The organism is Sphingobacterium corticibacter, from assembly GCF_003076635.1.
GTDB lineage: Bacteria > Bacteroidota > Bacteroidia > Sphingobacteriales > Sphingobacteriaceae > Sphingobacterium > Sphingobacterium corticibacter.
In genome coordinates this window covers 788008-804906 of sequence record NZ_QDKG01000001.1, presented here as the reverse complement: position 1 = coordinate 804906, position 16899 = coordinate 788008, and the positions used below count along the sequence as shown (strand labels likewise).

At 43.9% G+C, this 16899-nt stretch carries 12 protein-coding genes; 8 read left to right on the top strand and 4 right to left on the bottom strand.

Annotated elements, in window-relative coordinates; genetic code table 11:
- Nucleotides 1-12: 12 nt before the first annotated feature.
- Nucleotides 13-2928, bottom strand: coding sequence for an FAD-binding and (Fe-S)-binding domain-containing protein (locus DC487_RS03425; RefSeq protein WP_116774531.1), 2916 nt, complete (start codon nucleotides 2926-2928; stop codon nucleotides 13-15).
- 240 nt (nucleotides 2929-3168) lie between these two features.
- Between DC487_RS03425 and DC487_RS03420 the strand changes: the two genes are divergently transcribed.
- From DC487_RS03420 to DC487_RS03405, 4 genes are all read left to right on the top strand, one after another.
- Nucleotides 3169-3645, top strand: coding sequence for an Lrp/AsnC family transcriptional regulator (locus DC487_RS03420; protein ID WP_116774530.1), 477 nt, complete (start codon nucleotides 3169-3171; stop codon nucleotides 3643-3645).
- A gap of 18 nt (nucleotides 3646-3663) precedes the next feature.
- On the top strand, nucleotides 3664-4764 hold the full coding sequence (locus DC487_RS03415; RefSeq protein WP_116774529.1) for an EamA family transporter: 1101 nt from the start codon (nucleotides 3664-3666) through the stop codon (nucleotides 4762-4764).
- A 226-nt stretch (nucleotides 4765-4990) separates the two neighbouring features.
- On the top strand, nucleotides 4991-5416 hold the full coding sequence (locus DC487_RS03410; protein WP_116774528.1) for a nuclear transport factor 2 family protein: 426 nt from the start codon (nucleotides 4991-4993) through the stop codon (nucleotides 5414-5416).
- 123 nt (nucleotides 5417-5539) lie between these two features.
- A complete protein-coding gene (locus tag DC487_RS03405; RefSeq protein WP_116774527.1) occupies nucleotides 5540-6103 on the top strand; it encodes a DUF4230 domain-containing protein in 564 nt (187 codons plus the stop codon).
- Between the two features lie 671 nt (nucleotides 6104-6774).
- Here the strand turns inward: DC487_RS03405 and cmk are convergent.
- The 3 genes from cmk to topA are packed head-to-tail and all read right to left on the bottom strand — an operon-like array spanning nucleotide 6775 to nucleotide 10285.
- Entirely contained in the window at nucleotides 6775-7464 is a 690-nt protein-coding gene (gene cmk, locus DC487_RS03400) for a (d)CMP kinase (RefSeq protein ID WP_116774526.1), read from the bottom strand.
- Nucleotides 7464-7877 (bottom strand): hypothetical protein, encoded by a 414-nt coding sequence (locus DC487_RS03395; protein ID WP_116774525.1) that lies wholly within the window; start codon nucleotides 7875-7877, stop codon nucleotides 7464-7466. Before DC487_RS03395 ends, cmk begins: the two co-directional genes overlap by 1 nt.
- A gap of 2 nt (nucleotides 7878-7879) precedes the next feature.
- Complete coding sequence (gene topA, locus DC487_RS03390) at nucleotides 7880-10285, bottom strand: type I DNA topoisomerase (RefSeq protein ID WP_116774524.1); 2406 nt, start codon at nucleotides 10283-10285, stop codon at nucleotides 7880-7882.
- 295 nt (nucleotides 10286-10580) lie between these two features.
- Here topA and DC487_RS03385 point away from each other — a divergent pair, with 295 nt between their 5' ends.
- The 4 genes from DC487_RS03385 to DC487_RS03370 all read left to right on the top strand — a co-directional run bounded on the left by DC487_RS03385 (nucleotide 10581) and on the right by DC487_RS03370 (nucleotide 16891).
- Nucleotides 10581-11012, top strand: coding sequence for a hypothetical protein (locus DC487_RS03385; protein ID WP_116774523.1), 432 nt, complete (start codon nucleotides 10581-10583; stop codon nucleotides 11010-11012).
- A gap of 170 nt (nucleotides 11013-11182) precedes the next feature.
- On the top strand, nucleotides 11183-12265 hold the full coding sequence (locus DC487_RS03380; RefSeq protein ID WP_116774522.1) for an efflux RND transporter periplasmic adaptor subunit: 1083 nt from the start codon (nucleotides 11183-11185) through the stop codon (nucleotides 12263-12265).
- A 31-nt stretch (nucleotides 12266-12296) separates the two neighbouring features.
- The gene (locus tag DC487_RS03375) at nucleotides 12297-15458 is read left to right on the top strand and encodes an efflux RND transporter permease subunit (RefSeq protein WP_116774521.1); all 3162 of its coding nucleotides are present in this window, start codon (nucleotides 12297-12299) and stop codon (nucleotides 15456-15458) included.
- Nucleotides 15458-16891: a TolC family protein gene (locus DC487_RS03370; RefSeq protein ID WP_116774520.1), complete on the top strand. Its 1434-nt coding sequence runs from the start codon at nucleotides 15458-15460 to the stop codon at nucleotides 16889-16891. The genes DC487_RS03375 and DC487_RS03370 overlap by 1 nt, the downstream gene beginning before the upstream one ends.
- The last annotated feature ends 8 nt before the right edge of the window (nucleotides 16892-16899 follow it).

The window sequence follows — 16899 nt, the reverse complement described above, 5'->3', positions numbered from 1 at the left end:
AACCCATTTTCTTTAGACCAATGCATCATACAGTACCTCCACCGGATGATAAGCCCGTCGATCGCTACCATCTGCAATCTGATGCCGACATGATGTACCTGCCGCCACAATGATGTCCTCTGTCGCTGTCGAACGCACCGCAGGCAATAATACCAACTCGGCAATGTTCATCGACACTTCGTAATGTTCTTTCTCATAACCAAATGAACCAGCCATACCGCAGCAACCGGATGGAATAAGCTCCACTACGTAGTTAGTAGGAAAAGAAAGTACATTCTTTGTGTGCTGCATCAGTTGAAAAGCTTTCTGATAACAGTGACCATGAATTTTTATTTTTTTTGCATCGCTGATGAAAGCCTTTTGAGCAATATTGCCGCGAAGCATTTCTTGATCCAAGAATTCCTCCATCGTTAGCGCATAGCGAGCCAAGTGCTGTGCCGCTGATTTCCAATCGGTATCGGCCAAGTCCAAGTACTCATCTCGAAAAGTCAAAATAGCCGAGGGCTCAACGCCTATAATTGGTACGGCATCGTTCACTAATGGTGATAGTTTCTGGACATTATAGCGAGCGAGTTCTTTTGCTTCCTTGACAAATCCTTTGGAGAGATACGTACGTCCACTCTCTTTGTGATCGGGAATAATGACTTCGTAACCTAAGCGTTCGAGCAGTAGAATGGTTTTCTTACCGATTTCCGCATCGTTATAATTCGTGAACTCATCACAAAATAAATAAACTTTTCGCACAGCTGATGGCGACTTCCTATCCCTCGAACTCCAACGCTTCAAAGTCGTGCTGGCTACCGTTGGCAAAGAACGTTTGTGGGCGAAGCCCAATAACTGCTTTACAGCAGAAGATGCTATCGGAGAACGGACAACTGCATTATACAGCGGAGCAACTAGAGAAGCCAACTGTTGTGACTTCGTAAAATTTGCAATTACACGCGAACGAAATGATGGACCAAATTGATCGTAATACTGCTGCAGAAATTCGGCTTTCATCTTCGCCATATCTACCTGCGATGGGCACTCGGTTTTGCATGCTTTGCAACTCAGGCAGAGATCCATCACCTCTTTGATTTCTTCATGTGCAAAACGATTTTTCTGCGTAGACGAAGTCAAAAATTGCCTTAATACATTAGCTCGTGCCCGTGTGGTATCTTTCTCATCACGCGTGGCCATGAAAGAAGGACACATCGTACCGCCACTAATTTCCGTTTTGCGGCAATCGCCAGAACCCGAACATTTTTCGGCAAGCCGAAGAATACCTTCTTGTTTCGTGAAGTCAAAGTATGTGGTCACCAATTCTTGCGGATTTCCCACCTCATATCGAAGCGCCGTATCCATCGGTGGCGTGTCCACAATCTTTTGTCGGTTGAAAATACCTGCCGGATCAAAGATCTGTTTCACTTGCTGTAACAGTGCGTACACCTCTTCGCCCAATACTTTCCCGATGAATTCTCCGCGCAATCGTCCATCACCATGTTCTCCACTCAATGAACCATTGTATTTTAAGACCAGATCAGTCGTCTTTTCCAATATCCTGCGAAACTGCTTGACACCTTCCGGAGATTTGAGATTCAAGAACGGTTCAATATGCAGTTCGCCGGCACCAGCATGCGCATAATACGATGCAAGCACACCTTCTTCGGCCAGCAATGCCTGCACATCAGCTACGTAAGCCGGTAAATCTTCGGGTGCGACAGCACAATCTTCTATTAAGTTTACCGGTTGGGAATCGCCCGGCAAATTACGAATCAAACCTAACCCTGCTTTACGCACATCCCACACCAAATTAGATTGATCTCCCATCACTAGTGGATACGCATAGCCTAAATTTTGTGATTGCAAATCGGCTTTCAACGCCTCGGCTTGCGCTACTACTTGCTCAACCGTATCGGCACGAAACTCAACAATAAGCAAGGCCGCAGGATCACCAGATATAAAAAATCGATTGTGCTGATAAGTTGGATGGCCTACCGTGAAATCTAAAATATATTTATCAATCAATTCAGAAGCTTGCGGTTGATGCTGCAACGCCACCACATTGCCATGCATGCAGGAGATCATATCGACAAAATGCACACACAGAACGCCAACTTCCTTTGCAGGCAGCGGCATCAACTGCAGTTTTGCTTCGAGTATAATCCCAAGTGTACCTTCGGAGCCCGCCAGCAATTGACAGAGATTAAATGGTCGATCCTCGTCTGCCAGCAAATCCAGGGCATAACCCGTATTTCGTCTGGTCAACGTTTTTTTGGGATAGCCCTTCGCTATGGCCGATCGATTGGATTTATCTGTTAGCAAATCATTCAACTTTCGATAGACTTCGCCTTCACGCGTTTGCAAATGAAACTTTTGCAGCAATTGCGCAGGCGTCAAAGCTTTCACCTCGATGTGTGATCCATCGTCCAATAATAATATCGCCGACAGCAAATTTTGACGCGTATCTCCCCAAACAATAGAATGCAAACCAGAAGAATTATTGCCCACCATGCCGCCGATCATCGCACGACTTGCGGTGGATGTTTCCGGACCAAACATCCAACCGAAAGGTTTTAGGAATGCATTCAGATCATCGCGTATCACACCAGGTTGTACTCGCACCCAACCTTCTTCTTGATTTAATTCGACAATACGATTAAAGCACCGCGACATATCAAGCACAATTCCATTTCCAACTACCTGGCCAGCCAAGGAAGTACCGGCAGTACGCGGAATCAGCGTCGTCTGGTTTGTTCGAGCAAACTCAATCAATCGCTGCACGTCGACATCATCTTTCGGAATAGCTACTGCCAAGGGCAATTCTTGGTAGATTGAAGCATCTGTGGCGTAGGCCAATCTCATCGTATGATGGGCAGGAATATCATTATCGTAATATAGTTCTCCGCGCAAAATTTGGGAAAGCGACCTCAATACTTCCTTATTCATAAATCTCTCTACAATAGCATGTGGGTGAATGGTCTAACAAACATAATTAAAACCATTTTCATTCTTTCTAAATACTACAATGATAGTCTTATATACAACCACTTAAAATAAGAACATAATTCTCTAAGAAAGATATCAAACAGGTTTATATTCTAATTTAACACAACCAAATGAATATAATTCATAATTTACAATAAATTAACGAACAATATTCATTTTAATGATTACTTTTGCGCCACAATGGAGAAAGTGGAATATAATTTGGATCAAGTCGACCTGCAAATCCTTCGGATTATGCAGCAGAATGCACGCACCAATAATGCGGATATCGCACGTGAATTGGGCATGGCACCATCGGCTATTCTGGAGCGCGTGAAAAAGCTGGAGCATAAAAGTGTTATTCTAGATTATCATACCCAGATTAATCCAGATGCTTTGGATCAAAAAATGCTGTCGTTCATTTTCATTAAATCACACGACAACATTGGCGATCAGCGCGTCGGTCTTTTATTGGCCAAGATTCCCGAAGTATTAGAAGTACATGATATTGCCGGCGATGATGGTTATTTAATCAAAGTGCGCACCAGCGATTCAGGCGGTTTGGTAGATCTGATGCGAAATACCCTGAGTCAAATTGAAGGTATTATATCGACTCGTACCACCATTGTACTGGAGACAGTAAAGGAAAGCCACAAATTGGTTATTCCTAATTCTTAACATTTTAGATTTTTTGTGATGGTAAAACAACTACAATCGCCAATTGGGCTAGTCATATTTGCTTATCTGGTCGTCTATATTGTCTGGGGATCAACCTTTTTCTTTATAGAAAAGGCGTTGCATGCCTTTCCTCCTTTTGTCATTGGCTCTATTCGTTTCTTGACGGCAGGAGCACTACTCATGGGATACTGTAAGCTGAAAGGTTATCGACTTTTTGAACGCACTGCGGTAAAACAAGCTGTATTTGTTGGTTTCTTATTGCTATTCTTAGATATGGCTGCCGTGATCTGGTCAGAGCAATTCATCTCTAGCGGGATTGTATCTATTATATCTGCTGCTACCGTCATCTGGTTTGTCGTATTGGACAAACCACGATGGAAGGAGAATTTCACCAGCCCGACCACGGTAATCGGTTTGGTGATGGGATTCATTGGTGTATTGATGCTGTTTGCCGAACAAATATTTAACAGTAACGGAGATGAACACGATCAATCGATGGTGCTTATCGCGATGATCGTCATGACTATGGGTACCATCGCATGGACAATCGGATCACTGTATAGTAAATACAGCAGAAAACCGAGCGATGATGATAACGCCGAAGACAGTAAGTCTGGAAAAACAAAAGATTTGCACGTGAGCGTCAAAACTGCTTGGCAAATGTTAACCGCTGGTGTGGTATTTACCATTGTGGGTTCTACGAATGGTGATTACGCAAAGTTCGACGCAGCCAGCGTACCGATTGAATACTGGGGAGCGATTGTTTACCTTATTATTATGGGATCCATCTTAGCGTTCAGCTCTTACATTTGGCTATTGCAAGTCCGGCCTGCTACCGAGGTAAGTACCCATGCCTATGTGAATCCTATTGTTGCGCTCTTGTTAGCCCATTTTTTCACAGATCATGTGGTTACCGGACTCCAGATTCTTGGTTTATGTGTTGTACTGAGCAGCGTTCTCTTGATGAACTGGAATATGTACTCAGACAGTAAACTGATTCACAATTTTAAAAGAAAACGTCGAATCAAAAAGCTACGTCACATGGCACCAAAATCGAGCATTCCACGCATCGTGGAAATTGCTGAATTCGCGGAAACAACAAGAAAAGAAAAAGGTTAAAAATATTTAACATATAACGCTGCAACATTCCGTTCTTTCCTCGCGTCTTGAAGTTATGAAAGTAAGCATATAGATCGGCCAAGTGCTATCGAAACAGTAGGTGAAATTTTTACCGGTAAATCTCCCCAACTGACCGAATATAGCACGGTGCTAGTCGAATTACCATTCTGCTGAGGCCATTTGTACGCTACTTTTGAAGAAACAATTAAACATAACTTCAAACAATATGAAAAAGATATTCATCACCCTCATCGCAGCAATCTTGGTAAGTCTAAGTATGAACTCCTTTGCTGCCCCACTGGTAAATCCTTTAAAGAATTACAATTCTAACCGTATCGTCGCTACGTATGTAGAGATGATCTCATCTGGCAATTACGAATGGAGCGAGCACTTGCTATCAAAAGACTTCGAATATGTCAACGATGTAAACCGCACAAAAAACACCCGCTCTGAATATTTGAGCTTCTTGAAAAAGAATAAAGGTTTGAAATACGATTGCACCAGCAAATTTGAAATTTTGGATGAAGTAGGCAATACCAGCATTGCAAAAGCAACGATGGACTTCGGTCACTTCACCCGTGTAGACTATATCACATTAAGCCGTGTGGATAACGGATGGCAAGTGAGTAAAGTCGTGACCACTTACCCTTAGAAACTGGGTATTTTGTTTCAGTGTGTGTAAAGCCTACATTAGATGTAGGCTTTTTTTGTGTTAAATACGCGCTATTAAACCTTTTAGTGCATTGTTGGTCTGTTATTTGAGTATTTATTTATTATGAGAAAGATCTTTATTACATTGCTTATTCTCGTCCTATTGGGCTTCGCTGGATGGATGATCTGGAAAAGATTTAGCCCAGTGGATAATGTTGAATCCAGACATCAGATTCTGGTAGAACGTATTGAAGCTATGGGCAAACTGGAATTGGTGAAATATCGATTGAGTGATGTAGTGGAACATAAAAATATTAGCACGTATCTGCCAGATGCTTCTGTATTATTGATCGTGAAAGCGGATGCTGTTGGTTGTGTGGATTTATCTCGGATCACACCGAATGATATTGAAGTTATTGGCGACTCGCTTACGATACAGTTGCCGCGTCCGGAGATTTGCTATGTGCGCATTGATCACGACAATTCCCGTGTGTACGATACGAAGATGGCTTTCTTCCGCGAAGCGCAATTGGTAGATGCCGCTTATAAGGCAGCCGAAACGCAGATCATGAAAGAAGTACGGCAATCGGATATTCTGGAACAGACGAAATCAAATGCATTACATGTATTTCGCCCATTGCTGGAAGGATTGGGATATGCAAAAGTAAATCTATCATTCGCGCCGTAGGCGCTTGGATGATCGCTAGACAGGTGAACTTTGTTAAAGAAATGTTAATATCTAACATTTACACAACATCCGAGAGAGCTCGGCGTTTTAGTAGTATAATTTCATAATTTAGGTTAATAATTGGTTTGGTAAACTCCTGAAACTCCCCGTTTCAGGAGTTTTTTTGTATGCGTTTTTAAGGGTTTTGTAAGCTCTTGTCAAATCATAACGTCATCGCGAGGCGACGAAGCGATCTATTTTTTTCAAGTTAATAGAATTGATATAGTTAATAAGGTTAATAATAAGATTGCCGCAACCCCGTACCTCGGCTTCGCAAAGACGCAGCTATAGTGAGGATTGCAAATATCATATCGTCATCGCGAGGTACGAAGCGATCTATTTTTTCAAGTTAATAGAATTGATATAGTTAATAAGGTTAATAATAAGATTGCTGCAACCCCGTACCTCGGCTTCGCAAAGACGGCAAGTTCATTAGTACAAGCGAAGGAATAAATCGCGTCATTGCGAGAAGGCACGACGAAGCAATCTACAACATTTCATAAAATAAATCGATGAAATACATGGAATGAGATTGCCGCAGCCTCGTGCCTCGGCTTCGCAAAGACGTAGCATTAGTAAGGATTGCAAACATCTAATCATACCATCATCACGATAGCACGAAGCGATCTAGCTTACTTTGGAGAAGCCTTTTTCGCCTGCTGATACAGATCCAACACAAAATCCAATTGCTGCTCCTGTGTTAATTGAGAATTATCCAATACAACCGCATCTTCGGCTTGGCGCAGCGGACTTTCTTCGCGAGTACTATCAATATGATCACGATGCGCTAGGTTTTCCTTCACCTCTTCCATCGTGAGCTGCTCGCCTTTGGCAGCCAACTCAGCGAAACGTCGTTCTGCACGGATATACGGATCAGCGGTCATAAAGATCTTGAGATCCGCTTGCGGAAACACCGTTGTGCCGATATCACGGCCATCCATCACGATATTGCGTTTTGCACCCAATTTTTGCTGCTGCGCGACCATCGCTGTACGCACTTGTTTCAGTGCACTTACCTCACTTACCAACGAAGATACTTCCATCGTACGAATCGCATCGGAAATGTCTTCGCCGTTCAACAAGATTTGAGTTTGTTGGCTATTAGGAATAAAATCAATGTGTATATCCGCAATGGCTGCCGCGACTTGCGCGTCGTCGTTCATATCCACGTTATTCTGTATAAAATACAGTGTGACGGCACGGTACATCGCGCCACTATCTACGAAAACGAAGTTTAATTTCTTTGCCAAAGCTTTGGCAACCGTGCTTTTTCCGCAGGACGAAAAGCCATCAATAGCAATCACAAAGTTGTTCTTCGCCATTAGTTCTGACCTCCTATCATAACGCCCGGTTTTCCCACAAAAGGAGTTTTAATAAGGTTTTCGTCCACAATGCTTTCTGGCAGGAAGATGTATTTCTTATCATACATCACATTATCTACGTAATAACTGACCCAATATTCATTCGTCAGGCCAAATACTTCGGTATCAATCGCCTCAATCTTGATGGCTGACTGAGCAAGCACATCTCCCAAGAAATGTCGCAAGGTGGTGGTTTTTACCTCTCTGCTATCTTTGACACCATATCCTTTGGAAGATACCAAGACATTTTGCAGTTCGGCCTTTTGCTCATTGATTAAGTATACATTCCACACCTTACCTTGTGGCGAATCGCTCTCTAAAACGACCGCTACATCCACTCCCGACACCTTATTTTCCGGCAGATCCTTTTTCATGATTAGGATTTCTTTTTTGTAGTTGCTTTTTTAGTCGTCGTCGCCTTTTTCTTAGGAGCTTTAGTAGCTGTTTTAGCAGCGGCTTTGGTGGCTACAGCACCTTTTTTAGGTTTCGGTGCTGTTTCAGCCCATTTGAGCACATCTTCGTAGGTGATTTTTTCAACTTCCGTGCCTTTAGGGATTTTGATATTTTGCTTTCCTAATCGAATAAATGGACCCCAACGGCCATTTTCGATCTGCGCATCTGGATTCTCGTCGAATACACGGATCACTTTATCACGATCTTTCTGGCGTTTCTCCTCAATAATAGTCACCGCTTCTTGCTCTGTCACATCCAAGGGATCTACTCCTTTTGGTAGTGAATAAAAAGAACTGTCGTGGCGAATATAAGGGCCAAAACGACCAATCGCGACCGACATATCCTTATCTTCATAAACGCCCACTTTCTTCGGCAATTTGAAGAGTTCCAAGGCATCTTCTAGCGTGATCGTTTCAATCATCTGCCCTTTACGTAAGGAAGCAAAACGTGGTTTCTCTTCGTCATCTGGTGATCCAATCTGTACGAGTGGACCAAATTTTCCGACACGCACACTGATCGGTTTGCCAGAAACTGGATCTACACCCAACTCACGCTCACTATTCGCACGATCAGCATTCTCCATGGTATCTTGCACTTCACTGTGGAAAGGGCCATAGAAATCCTCTAACATATCCGTCCATTCCTTCGCACCATGTGCGATCTCATCAAACTCCTTCTCCACCTTGGCGGTGAAATGATAATCCACGATTCCTTTAAAGTGCTGAATCAGAAAGTCATTTACCAACATACCGATATCGGTCGGAAACATTTTATTGCGCTCCGCGCCCGTTATCTCGGTTTTGGTCTCCTGAATGACTTCTTTATTTTTAACGGTCAATACATCGAACTGACGCTCGCGACCTTCTCGTTCTTCTTTGACCACATAACCACGATTCTGAATAGTCGAAATCGTTGGCGCGTAGGTAGATGGTCTACCAATACCTAGTTCCTCCAATTTTTTCACTAAAGACGCCTCCGTAAAACGCGCTGGCGGTCTCGAAAAGCGTTCCGTAGCCGACAAGTCGTTCAATTGTAGCGCTTGTCCCTTTATCAAAGGTGGCAATAAGGCATTATCACCATCATTATCCAATCCGCCTTCTTGATCCTCATCCATCGATTCCATGTATACTTTTAGGAATCCGTCGAATTTCATGATCTCACCATTTGCCACAAATTCTTCGGCACGGGTAGATATGTGAATCTTAGCTACCGTTTTTTCGAACTCGGCTTCGCTCATTTGAGAAGCAATGGCACGCTTCCAAATCAACTCGTAAAGCCGTTTCTCTGACGCGTCTACATCTACGGTATGATTAGCGAAGTAAGTTGGACGAATCGCCTCGTGTGCCTCTTGGGCTCCGGCTGATTTGGTTCTGTATTGGCGTTGTTTGTGGTATTTATCACCATATGCATTCACAATCTCTGCGCGAGCGCTTTCAATTGCGGTATCCGATAAGTTTACCGAATCGGTACGCATGTAGGTGATATGCCCAGCTTCGTACAATCTTTGGGCGACTTGCATCGTGCGCGCTACCGAAAAACCCAGTTTTCTACTCGCTTCTTGTTGCAAGGTCGATGTGGTAAATGGTGCAGATGGACTGCGTTTCGCAGGTTTCTTTTCTAATGAATTGATCTCAAAGGCAGCGGCAATACAATCTTGCAAGAAATCATGCGCTTCTTGCTTCTTATCAAAGCGTTGCGGCAGCTCAGCCTTAAATAATTCACGTCCATTGCCCGTAGAAAATATGGCGGTTACTTTAAAGGAAGCAGTTGCTTCAAATTTATTTATTTCGCGCTCTCGATCTACAATCAAACGAACCGCCACAGATTGTACACGACCAGCCGATAAAGAAGGCTTTACTTTGCGCCATAAAACGGGCGACAATTCGAAACCTACCAAACGATCCAGCACACGACGTGCTTGTTGCGCATACACTAAATTATAATCAATTTTTCTTGGTGCTTCTATCGCTTTTAAGATAGCAGGCTTGGTAATCTCGTGAAATACAATTCGCTTAGTACTGTCATCTTTAAGACCTAAAGTCTCAAAAAGATGCCAAGAAATAGCTTCTCCCTCGCGGTCCTCATCGGATGCTAACCATACGGTTTCCGCTTGCTTAGCGAGTTTCTTTAATTCGCTAACCACCGCTTTTTTATCGGATGGAACTTCGTAGCGTTGTTCGAACTTATTGGCGGTATCAATAGCATCGTCGGTTTTTACCAAATCCCGGATGTGTCCGTAGCTAGATTTTACCAGGAAATCTTTACCTAAATAACCTTCAATCGTCTTAGCCTTTGCAGGGGACTCTACTATCAATAAATTCTTCGCCATTAATGCCTCTTTAGATTCTTGCAAAGAAAACGTTTTTAGAACGCATTGCCAATAATATTAGCCTAATTTTGTCGGAAAAGTTAATAATAGGATCAAAAGTTGACAACAAATCAGCAATAATCTGATCTAAGTAATTGTGGGAAGATACTATTATTTACAGTTTTCATGGTGATTTTACTCGTATTTGTGCTAGGGCTGTGATTTTAGTCATGTCAAAAAAAATAATACATTGTTCGATGGATATTAATAAAAATTTAACATCGCGTTTTCCGACTTTTTTTTACATTTGCAGCGCATGGAAACGCGCATGAATCGGTTGTTGGCCCTATTAGGGTTTTGGATGTTTACCATCTATATGGTATCAGGCCAAACTATGCCAGACAAACTACGCACTGTTCCGCCCCTCGCTGTACAATGCGAATTTATCACCGCATCTACTACCAACACCACTACCCCACCTACCCTACAACATCATCAATATTCTACTCACGCTTCTTCTCATCACGCTACCGATCAAGCAATTGAACAAGTAGAAGAAATATCGGTCAAAAAAGAGGATGCTGCACCGCATGCAGATCGCTTTGCACAGCAAGGCTTCCATCCTAGATGGTGCTACGATGAGCTCGCTCAATCCGTAACTTGCTTACCGACTTACACTAGACATATCGCCAACCAACTGGCGATACGTACCGAACGGTACATCCTATTCCAAGATTTTCGCATTTAGCCTTCTTCCCTTCTCCTATCTGGAGCTTTGCTAAACTGCACTAATTATAGCAGTTAGCGTTCATTTGGTGTACCATCGCCTGTGCAGCTACAATTTGCATCTGCGCCCACTACGCCATCTCCCAAAACGTATTTATTAAATCAATTTCTGATAAAAACATCATATCTAGTATGAAATTTAACACCATTTTGTATAGCTTGGTATCGGTATGCATAGCTACATCTTGCCAACAAAAGCACACGCATACAGAAGAAGAAGGTCACTACACGGCCACCTCACCTTTAGTACAAGACACCACGATTACCAAACAATATGTCAGCCAGATCCGTTCGATCCGACATATTGAAATCCGCTCACAAGAGCGTGGCTATCTAGAAAAGGTATTCGTAGACGAAGGACAGTACGTGCACAAAGGACAGCTCCTATTCCAAATCATGCCCAATGTTTATAATGCAGAGTTTCATAAAACAGAAGCCGAACTGGAAACCACTCGTATAGAAGTGCTCAATGCGCAAACCTTATTTGATAAAAATGTGGTCTCTGCCAATGAACTGGCATTGGCAAAAGCCAAATACAAACGTGCTGAAGCCGAAATGGAACTCGCTAAAACGCATCTGCAATTCACACGCATCACCGCACCTTATGATGGTTATGTGGATCACTTAAATCTTCGACTAGGAAGTTTGGTCGATGAGGGCGATCTATTGACCAGCCTGTCCGACAATAGCCAGATGTGGGTGTATTTCAATGTACCAGAGGCCGAATACCTTAATTATAAAAACAACGCCAGCGAGCATAACCTCGATCAGGTGCAGCTCTTTTTGGCCAATCAGCAGGTGTTTGAAAACGCAGGTAAAGTTGAAACCATCGAAGCGGACTTCAACAACGAGACGGGTAACATTGCTTTCCGGGCTACCTTTCCTAACCCGAAAAACATCTTGAGAAATGGACAGACAGGTACGATCCTCATGGCTGTACCCATGCCGCATGCGGTGATTATTCCGCAAAAAGCCAGCTTTGAAATCATGGACAAAAGATATGTGTATGTGATCAATGCCGATAATCAAGTGAAATTGACTCCGATTCAGATCAAAGCGGAAATGCCCGATTTATTTATTGTAGGATCTGGATTAAGTGGAAAAGAAAAAATCTTGCTCGAAGGCATTCGTAAAGTACAGGATGGCGATAAAGTGGTAGTCGACTATGAAGCACCGCGCGAAGCGATGAGCAAACTCACCTTGGCTAGCGAATAAGTTATACGTCCACCTTAAAGTATTAAGAAACATGTTTGAAAAATTTATAAAACGGCCGGTGCTTGCCATCGTCCTCTCTATTGTGGTCGTGTTCCTCGGCTTATTGGCCATCGGCACACTTCCGATTTCGCAATTTCCAGACATTGCCCCTCCTGTGGTCGTCGTTAATATTGCTTACCCTGGCGCCAGCGCCAATGTATTGACTGAATCCGTACTCATTCCGATGGAAAAATCCATTAATGGCGCACCGGGAATGAAATACATGACTTCCGATGCCACCAGTGCGGGTGAAGCGACGATCATGGTTTATTTTGATTTGGGAACAGATCCCAGCCAAGCGATGGTCAATGTGAAAACGCGGATTGAGCAAGTCACCAACCGACTACCTGAACTCGTACAACGCGAAGGTTTGGTGGTAAGTTATACATCGCCCAATATGCTGATGTACGTGAATGTGTACAGCAAGGATCCCAATGCGGATCAGAAATTCCTGTACAACTTTGCCAACGTCAATGTCATCCCAGAAATCTCCCGACTAAACGGCGTAGGTAGTGCCAAAATTTTGGGAAGCCGGATTTACGCGATGCGGATTTGGTTGAATCCAGATCGCATGCGCGCCTACAACATTTCTACTGATGAAGTGATGGAGGCGATGAGCCAACAAAGCATCATCGGAACACCAGGTCGCCTCGGACAAAGTACGGGCAAGCGCTCTCAATCGCTGGAATACGTGCTTACCTACAAAGGCCGGTACAATAAAACCGATCAATACGAAAACATCATCATCCGATCCAATCCCGAAGGCGAAAGCTTGAAATTGAAAGACATCGGAACGGTGGAGTTAGGCAGTGAATTCTATGATATTTATTCTAACCTAGACGGCTTGCCTTCCGCCTCCATTACCTTAAAACAAAACTACGGTAGTAATGCCAATGAGGTGATCAAAGAGGTAAAAGATAAGCTCGAAGAGATCAAAGCTTCTTCTTTTCCTCCTGGAATGGATTATAAAATTACCTACGATGTATCCAATTTCTTAAATGCTTCCATTGATAAAGTCGTACATACCTTGGGCGAAGCGTTCATCTTGGTAGCCCTCGTGGTTTACCTGTTTTTGGGCGATTGGCGTTCTACGCTGATTCCGATTATTGCCGTTCCCGTTTCGCTCATTGGTGCATTTATGTTTATGCAGGCATTTGGACTTACCATCAACCTCATCACACTCTTTGCCTTGGTGCTGGCGATCGGTGTGGTGGTGGATGATGCCATTGTGGTCGTCGAAGCCGTGCATGCCAAGATGCATGAAAAGCATTTGCGACCTTATGCTGCCGTAGTAGAAGTCATCAAAGAGATTAGCGGCGCAGTAATCGCGATCACCTTATTAATGACGGCGGTGTTTGTTCCCGTGGCATTTATGACCGGACCAGTCGGTGTATTCTTCCGGCAATTTGCCATCACGATGGCCTGTTCCATTGTCATTTCAGGTTTCGTAGCCTTGACACTCACACCAGTGCTTTGTGCGATGCTTCTAAAACCGCATAAAGGCAAGAAGGCCAAACTCAATCCTATCGAGAAATTCTTGGCTGTATTCAACAAAAAATTCGATCGTTTGAATGTGCGTTATGCCTTGTTCTTAAAACGCATTGTCAACCGTCGCGTGGTGACCTTTACCTTATTGGCAGCATTTGCGGTCGGTATTTTTGGTATTTCAAGAACGCTTCCTTCAGGTTTTATACCTAATGAGGATCAGGGAATGATTTACGCCATCGTACAAACGCCTCCAGGATCTACTTTGGAACGCACCAATGATCTGGCGCGCCAACTGCAAAAAGCAGCTGAGCATGTGGATGGCGTGGCTTCGGTAACAGCTTTGGCGGGTTACGAAATCTTGACCGAAGGTCGTGGATCCAATGCCGGAACCTGTCTGATCGAGCTCAAAGATTGGTCGGAGCGGACGCACAGCGTACCGGAGATTATCGAACAACTCGAAGAGCACACCAAGAATATTGCGGGTGCAACGATTGAGTTCTTTGGTCCACCAGCCGTACCGGGTTATGGTGCAGCAGGCGGTTTTTCACTTCGTCTATTAGATAAAACCAATACTGATGACTATAAAGCATTGGAACAGGTGAATGATGAGTTTATGACTGCTTTGCGTAAGCGTAAAGAATTGACGGGTATGTTTACCTTCTTTTCGGCGAACTATCCGCAATTTGAACTAGAAATTGATAACGAAGCTGCCATGCAAAAAGGTGTGAACATAGAAAATGCGATGAACAACCTCTCTATCTTGATTGGTAGTACGTACGAGCAAGGTTTTATCCGCTTCGGTACTTTTTATAAAGTTTACGTGCAAGCATCGCCCGAATACCGCGCTTTGCCAGACGATATTATGAAATTGTACGTGAAGAATGATCGCGACGAAATGGTGCCTTACTCCGCTTTCATGACCATGCACAAAACGCAGGGATTGAATGAGATTACACGTTATAATATGTATCCATCATCGGCTATTAAAGGCGAACCAGCTAATGGCTATAGTACAGGAGAAGCCATTCAGGCAATTCAAGAAGTAGCCGCACAAACTTTACCAAGAGGTTATGACATTGGTTGGGAAGGATTAACAAAAGATGAAGCCGCTCGTGGTAACGAGGCGATCTATATCTTCTTGGTCGTGCTCGGATTTGTGTATCTGGTATTAGCAGCGCAGTACGAAAGTTTCATCATTCCGCTATCGGTTATCTTTTCGCTACCTGCCGGAATATTCGGCACCTTTTTATTACTCAAGATCATGGGCTTAGCCAATGATGTGTACGCGCAGGTGGGATTAGTCATGCTCGTCGGTTTGCTCGGTAAGAATGCGGTATTGATTGTGGAGTTTGCGATGCAAAAACATGCCGAAGGACTATCAATCTATCGCGCTGCTGTGATGGGCGCGCGCGTACGTTTTCGCCCGATCTTGATGACATCTTTTGCTTTTATCGCTGGTATGATTCCGATGGTGATGGCGCACGGACCGGGCGCGATCGGAAACCGCACTATTGGTGCTGCCGCCGCCGGTGGTATGCTGCTCGGTACGATCTTCGGCGTTATCGTCGTACCTGGATTGTATTTCATCTTCGGAACGATCGCCAACAAACGGAAACTCATCAAAGACGAGGAAGAAATGCCTTTGCTCGAAAAAATTGAAAACTAATGAAAAGAACAACTTTATTATATAGCACCCTGCTCGTAGCATCCGCTTTAGCAAGCAGCTGCGGCACGCCAAAGATCATCGAAAAGCAAGCATCTACTGCAGCTTTGCCGCAAGCCTACGCACAGGCAGATTCTACGCGGAACATAGCCGATCTACATTGGAACAAATACTTCAACGATCCGCATTTGGTGCAACTGATAGATACCGCATTATTACACAATCAGGAATTGAATGTGATGCTGCAAGAGATCGCCATCTCGAGCAATGAGGTGTTGGCACGCAAAGGGGAATACTTACCCTTTGTCGGTGTGCGCGGTGGCGCTGGCGTCGAAAAACGCAGTGAAAATACGCCATTGGGTGCATTGGAAAGAGAAGTGGAGATTCGCCACGGAAAAGAAAATCCAGAACCAATGCCCGACTTTGGTGCCGCATTGTTTGCCAATTGGGAAATCGATATATGGCATAAGTTGCACAATGCCACGAAGGCGGCGCAGCTACGTTTCTTATCTTCGGTAGAAGGCAAGAATTTTATGGTGACTAATCTGGTCGCGGAGATTGCCAACAGCTATTATGAGTTATTGGCGCTCGATCAGCAACGCATCATCTTGCAACAAAATATCGCTTTGCAAGAGAATGCCTTGACGACTGCCAAAGTGCAAAAACTGGCAACTCGCGTCACAGAATTGGCGGTCAAAAAGTTTGAGGCTGAATTGCTTAAAACACAAAGCCTGCAGTTTGAAATAGATCAGCACATCGTAGAAACGGAAAACAAACTGAACTATCTAGCTGGTCGTTTTCCGCAGCACATTGAGCGCACCACTGCCGAGTTTGATGAAAACACGTTAGCCGCTCTGGACGCTGGGCTGCCAGCACAATTGCTGGAAAATCGCCCTGATGTGCGCCAAGCAGAACTCAGCATGGCAGCCGCGGATCTGGATGTAAAAGTGGCCAAAGCACGTTTCTATCCTTCCTTGGGTATTTCGGCCTCGATCGGCTATCAGGCATTTAATCCTGCTTATCTATTGAAAACGCCACAATCGCTGGTCTATTCGCTCGCTGGAGATTTGATGGCACCGTTGGTGAATAAAAAAGCCATTCAGGCAGATTACCTAACGGCCAATTCCAAGCAAATTCAGTCGGTATTTGAGTATGAACAGACGGTATTAAATGCTTACGTAGAAGTGGCGAATCAGCTTTCTAAATACCACAATGCCGTAGAAGGAACGCGCTACAAGAACCGGCAAGTCAATGTACTCAATGAGTCGATACAGATTGCCAATGATCTATTTAGCGCAGCACATGCCGATTATATGGAAGTGCTGACCACACAACGGGATGTGCTCGAATCAAAATTTGAACTAATCGAATCGCAGAAATCACAGTACAACGCTTTGGTGGATCTCTACCGATCGCTAGGTGGCGGTTGGCAATAAAACAGACA

Excerpts from the sequence above, each read along its gene's own strand:
- DC487_RS03425 (WP_116774531.1), bottom strand. The coding sequence starts at position 2,928 with ATGAATAAGGAAGTATTGAGGTCGCTTTCCCAAATTTTGCGCGGAGAA.
- DC487_RS03420 (WP_116774530.1), top strand. The coding sequence starts at position 3,169 with ATGGAGAAAGTGGAATATAATTTGGATCAAGTCGACCTGCAAATCCTT.
- DC487_RS03415 (WP_116774529.1), top strand. The coding sequence starts at position 3,664 with ATGGTAAAACAACTACAATCGCCAATTGGGCTAGTCATATTTGCTTAT.
- DC487_RS03410 (WP_116774528.1), top strand. The coding sequence starts at position 4,991 with ATGAAAAAGATATTCATCACCCTCATCGCAGCAATCTTGGTAAGTCTA.
- DC487_RS03405 (WP_116774527.1), top strand. The coding sequence starts at position 5,540 with ATGAGAAAGATCTTTATTACATTGCTTATTCTCGTCCTATTGGGCTTC.
- cmk (WP_116774526.1), bottom strand. The coding sequence starts at position 7,464 with ATGGCGAAGAACAACTTTGTGATTGCTATTGATGGCTTTTCGTCCTGC.
- DC487_RS03395 (WP_116774525.1), bottom strand. The coding sequence starts at position 7,877 with ATGAAAAAGGATCTGCCGGAAAATAAGGTGTCGGGAGTGGATGTAGCG.
- topA (WP_116774524.1), bottom strand. The coding sequence starts at position 10,285 with ATGGCGAAGAATTTATTGATAGTAGAGTCCCCTGCAAAGGCTAAGACG.
- DC487_RS03385 (WP_116774523.1), top strand. The coding sequence starts at position 10,581 with ATGGAAACGCGCATGAATCGGTTGTTGGCCCTATTAGGGTTTTGGATG.
- DC487_RS03380 (WP_116774522.1), top strand. The coding sequence starts at position 11,183 with ATGAAATTTAACACCATTTTGTATAGCTTGGTATCGGTATGCATAGCT.
- DC487_RS03375 (WP_116774521.1), top strand. The coding sequence starts at position 12,297 with ATGTTTGAAAAATTTATAAAACGGCCGGTGCTTGCCATCGTCCTCTCT.
- DC487_RS03370 (WP_116774520.1), top strand. The coding sequence starts at position 15,458 with ATGAAAAGAACAACTTTATTATATAGCACCCTGCTCGTAGCATCCGCT.